The organism is Microbacterium sp. (assembly GCF_035277845.1).
Lineage (GTDB): Bacteria > Actinomycetota > Actinomycetes > Actinomycetales > Microbacteriaceae > Microbacterium.
The window spans coordinates 1-5,078 of the sequence record NZ_DATEJS010000240.1; the positions used below are offsets into that span (position 1 = coordinate 1).

At 72.3% G+C, this 5,078-nt stretch carries 3 protein-coding genes and 1 pseudogene; 3 read left to right on the forward strand and 1 reads right to left on the reverse strand.

Translation table 11 applies throughout. From position 1 onward, the window contains the following. Positions 1 to 175: 175 nt before the first annotated feature. Positions 176 to 1,063, forward strand: a pseudogene (locus VJR25_RS10475) (sensor histidine kinase); the annotation flags it as partial. Next, a complete protein-coding gene (locus tag VJR25_RS10480; RefSeq protein ID WP_324114916.1) occupies positions 1,060 to 1,740 on the forward strand; it encodes a response regulator transcription factor in 681 nt (226 codons plus the stop codon). The pseudogene VJR25_RS10475 and the gene VJR25_RS10480, both read left to right, overlap by 4 nt. Here the strand turns inward: VJR25_RS10480 and VJR25_RS10485 are convergent. Beyond that, complete coding sequence (locus VJR25_RS10485; protein WP_324114917.1) at positions 1,730 to 3,418, reverse strand: alkaline phosphatase family protein; 1,689 nt, start codon at positions 3,416 to 3,418, stop codon at positions 1,730 to 1,732. The genes VJR25_RS10480 and VJR25_RS10485 overlap by 11 nt on opposite strands. A gap of 158 nt (positions 3,419 to 3,576) precedes the next feature. Here VJR25_RS10485 and VJR25_RS10490 point away from each other — a divergent pair. Next, a partial coding sequence (locus VJR25_RS10490; protein ID WP_324114918.1) for a S53 family peptidase occupies positions 3,577 to 5,078 on the forward strand: 1,502 nt, incomplete at its 3' end.

A 5,078-nucleotide genomic window follows, 5' to 3' on the forward strand; every position in this document is an offset into this window, starting at 1 on the left:
AGACGGCGAACCCGCGGCGGCCGGGGGCGCGGGTAGCGCGGGTGGAGATTCGGAGAGTCCGGCGGATGTCGGGCCGGATGCTGCACCGGCACCCGAAATCGGGGCGAATCCCCGCACCTCACCACCGGACATGCCGCCGAATCCCCGGCATCCGCCGCCCGAGACCGTGGAGCGGGTGCCCGTCGGCAGCGTGGACGGCACCCCGCGCGCGGTGCTCGAGCTGCACGGCGGGGCGCTGGATGCCGGCGAGCGCCGTCTGCTCGACGTCATCGCCGCCCAGCTCGGAGCCGCGCTCGAGCACACCGACCTCAGCGAGACGGCCCGCGAGGTCGACGCCCTCGCCGAAGCCGACCAGGTGCGCACCGCGCTGCTGTCGGCCGTGTCGCACGACCTGCGGCGCCCGCTCGCCGCGGCGGTGGCATCCGTCGGCGGACTGCGCACCGCCGGGGCATCCCTCTCACCCGACGACCGCGCGGAACTGCTCGCGACGGCCGACGAGAGCCTCCGGATGCTGTCCACGCTCGTCACCGACCTGCTCGACGTCAGCCGCGTGCAGGCGGGCGTGCTGGCCGTGTCGCTGCGCCCGACGGATGCCGCCGGGGTCATCCTCGCCGCCGTCGACGAGCTGCGGCTCGGTCCCGCGCAGCTCGAGTTCGGGCTCGATGCGGACCTGCCGTCGATCGACGCCGACCCGGTGCTGCTGCAGCGGGTGGTGGTGAACGTGCTCGCCAACGCCCTGCGGCACTCCCCCGAGGGCGCGCGCGTGCGCATCTCGACCTCGCGCCTCGGCGGCACCGCCGAGATCCGCATCGTGGACCGCGGGCCGGGCGTCGAGCCCGGGCGCCGCGACGACATCTTCGCCCCGTTCCAGCGGCTCGGCGACACCGACAACACCACCGGGCTCGGCCTCGGGCTCGCCCTGTCGAAGGGGTTCACCGAGGGCATGGGCGGCACGCTCACCCCGGAGGACACCCCCGGCGGCGGGCTGACGATGGTGATCGCCCTGGCGGTCAGCGGATCCGCGCCGCCGGGAAGCCCGACCGTCCCCGAGGAGCACGCATGAAGATCCTGGTCGCCGACGACGATCCGCAGCTGGTGCGGGCGCTGCGGATCACGCTCGCCGCGCACGGGTACGACATCGTCGCGGCCCCCGACGGGGCGGCCACGATCGCGCTGGCGGCGGCATCCAAACCCGACCTGGTGCTGCTGGACCTCGGGATGCCGAAGCTCGACGGGGTCGAGGTGATCCACGCGCTGCGCGGCTGGACCCAGGTGCCGATCATCGTCGTGTCGGGCCGCACCGGGTCGGCCGACAAGGTGGACGCGCTGGATGCCGGTGCCGACGACTACGTCACGAAGCCGTTCCAGATCGACGAGCTGCTCGCCCGGCTGCGGGCCCTCGTGCGGCGGGCGGCCGCGCCCGCGGATGCCGGCGAGGCCGTCGTACGGTTCGGGGATGTCTGCGTCGACCTGGCCGCGCGCGCGGTCACCCGGTCGGGGGTGCGCGTGCACATGACCCCCACCGAGTGGAAGATGCTCGAGTTCCTGGCCCGCAACCCCGGGTCGCTCGTGACCCGGCAGTCCCTGCTGAAGGAGATCTGGGGCACCGACCAGGTCGCCGACAGCGGCTACCTGCGCCTGTACATGTCGCAGCTGCGCAAGAAGCTCGAGCCGGATGCCGCAGACCCCCGGTTCCTGCTCACCGAACAGGGCATGGGGTACCGCCTCGTCACCGGGTGAGCGCGATCCGGGTGATCGAGGCCACCGACCCGTTGGCGTACAGCAGCACCCGTTTGCCGCTGGTCGCGGTGAGGTTCAGCATCGGCAGCAGCGAGCCGGCGCTCGCGTCGAACGACCCGCCGCCGATGCGGCCGGTGCGCCAGTTGTCCTCGATGAACCGCAGGATCGACGGCTGCGTGACGACGGTGTGCGCGATGGCGTTCGACTTCGCCCAGGGCGAGATGACGAGCATCGGCAGCCTCTGGCTGGGGCCGCAGCGTCCCTGTAAGCCGCCCAGCATCGGCGCGCTCGACCCGGCGCAGATCGCCATGTCGTGGTAGCTGTGCGACGAGTTCGTGATGGTGGGGGCGGCGTGGTCGTACCAGCCGTCGGAGTCGTCGTACGCGATGACGACGGCGGTCGACGCCCAGAACTTCGAGCGCTGCAGCGCGTTGATCTCGTTCACCAGGAAGTGCTGTTCGTCGATCGGGTCCGAGAACCCTGCGTGTCCGTCCTGGTACCCGGATGCCTTCACGAAGCTGACCGCGGGGAGGTTGCCGGCATCCAGCGCCGCGGTGAAGTCGCGCAGGTCGTACTGGTGGTTGGCCCGATCGCTGTGACCGATCATCGCGACCGACGTCGCGGTGAGGTGGTGCGGGTTCGCGGTCGCCTTGTAGTACTGGAACGGGTCGTGGTGCGGGATGTAGTCGCCGACCCGCGCGCCGCCGATGTTGACGTGGGAGGACCCGCAGATCGCCCGCGTGCCGGAGTGGGCCGTGGGCCGGAATCCGCCCTGGAACCAGCCCCAGGTGACCCCCTTCGCGTTGAGCAGCTCGCCGATGTTCGTGCCGGTCGACAGGTCGACCGGGTTGCTGTTCGTGCGGTTCGCGTCGGAGCAGTCGTCGTAGGCGGGGTCGAGGTCGCCGATCATCGTGCCGACGCCGTGCGAATCGGTGCGGATGATGCTGTTCGCGGCGACGGGCTGCAGCGTCGCGGGGTTCACCGCCGCGAAGCCGTGCGTCTGCCCGGCGACGAGGTTGACCGCTCCGGGGCTCGACGGGCCGAACACGGCATCCCACGAGTTGTCCGACATGGCGTACTGCTGCGCGTAGTTCCAGAGTCCCGTGACGGCGTTGCCGTCGAAGTAGTCCATCACCAGTCCCGCCGGGGAGCCGCCGCAGGCCGATCCCGTGGTGTTCTGCACGAAGAGGTCCATCCTGCCGCCGTCTTCGGCGCGCTGCTCGGGCGTGTAGAGGTGGTCCTGGTCGCAGGTCACGGCCTGGCTCGGCGCGAGGCGCTTCGGCGGGTACAGGTTCGGGTTGTGCGTGAGCTTGCCCGACGTGACGAGGTTGTTGTTCGAGGGGGTCCCGGAGGCGGCCGTGAAGCGCGTGCCGCCGGTGTTCGCCGCCTTCGGATACGTGCCGAAGTAGTGGTCGTAGCTGACGTTCTCGTCGTAGATGACGACGAGGTGCTTGATCGGCGTCGTGGTGATCGTCGCCGGGCTCGTCGTCGCGGGGCTCGTCGTCGCCGGCTGGGTCGCCGCCGTCCGCTGCGCCGCGGTCGGCAGCGGGGCGGACGGCGCGGGCGCACGATGACCGGTGAGACCGACCACGGTCACGGTGACGGCGACCACGCCGACGACGGCTGCGACGACGCCGGCGACGATGCCCCGGCGGGTGGTTCTGCTGAACGGTGACATGCGCGTGCCCCTCGTGCTGAACGGATGCGCCCTATCCTCGTCCCGGCATCCGACATCCGGAACCCCTGACGGCGTGTTCGCACAAGCTCGCCGGTGGATGCCCGCAGAGCGCGGCGGGGCCGCTGTCGCGACGGCGGGTCAGGGTGTACTCCGGATGCATGACCCCCATCTCCGAAGGCAGCGGCAACCACCTCCCCGGCAGCGAGCGCGAGGCGATCCTCGGCGGATCCGTCACGGGTCCGGTGCATCCCGACCAGCAGATCGACGCGACGCTCGTGCTGCGACGGCGGGCCGAGGTTCCCGACGAGGTGCTCGCGCATCCGATTCCCCGCGACGAGTTCGTGCAGCGGTACGGCGCCGATCCCGACGACGTGGTCGCGGTGCAGGCCGCGGTGGAGGATGCCGGAGCCGAGGTGCTCGGCGTCGACCTCGGCACACGACTGATGCGCATCCGGGCCGCGGCGAGCGTCATGCGCACGCTGTTCGGTGCGGACCTGCAGCAGGTCAGCGACGGGAGCACCACGTTCCGCCAGCGCACCGGAGCGCTCACCGTGCCGGACGAGCTGCACGGCCGGGTGACCGCCGTGCTCGGTCTCGACGACCGCCCGCAGGCGCGCGCGCACTTCCGGAAGTTGCCGGATGCCGCTCCCGCGGCGGCCGCGGCCGTGAGCTACACCCCGGTGCAGATCGGCGCGCTCTACGACTTCCCGGCCGGCACGGACGGCACGGGCCGCACGATCGCGATCATCGAGCTGGGCGGCGGGTACGCGCAGTCGGACCTCGACGAGTACTTCTCCGGGCTCGGCCTGGCGACGCCGAACGTGACCTCGGTCGGCGTGGACGGCGCGTCGAACGGCGGCGGCACCGACCCGAACGGCGCCGACGGGGAGGTGCTGCTCGACATCGAGGTGATCGGGGCGCTCGCCCCGGCGGCGGACATCGTCGTCTACTTCGCCCCGAACACGGATGCCGGGTTCATCGACGCGGTCACCCAGGCCGCGCACGCGACGCCGACGCCGGACGCCATCAGCATCAGCTGGGGGCAGAGCGAGGATGCCTGGACAGCGCAGGCCCGCACCGCGCTCGACAGCGCGTTCGTGGATGCGGTCGGGATCGGTGCGACGGTGACCGCGGCGGCAGGCGACAACGGCAGCAGCGACGGGGCATCCGACGGGGCATCCCACGTGGACTTCCCGGCCTCCAGCCCGCACGCCCTCGCCTGCGGCGGCACGAGCCTGCGCGGCTCGGGCACCGCGATCTCGTCCGAGAAGGTGTGGAACGACGGGGCGAGCGGCGGGGCGACCGGCGGCGGGGTCAGCGACGTGTTCGCGACGCCGTCGTGGCAGAACGCGGTCGGCGTGCCGGCGGCGGCATCCGGGTTCGCCGGGCGCGGGGTCCCGGATGTCGCCGGCGACGCCGACCCGCAGACCGGCTACCAGGTGCGGGTGGACGGCGCGGACCAGGTGTTCGGCGGAACGAGCGCGGTCGCGCCGCTGTGGGCCGCGCTCATCGCGCGCATCGTACAGTCGACCGGCAGCCCGGTCGGGCTGCTGCAGCCGAAGCTGTACGCGGGGGCATCGGCCTCGGCGACGGCCGCGGGGTTCCGCGACATCACGTCCGGGAACAACGGCGCCTTCGCGGCGAAGTCGGGGTGGGATGC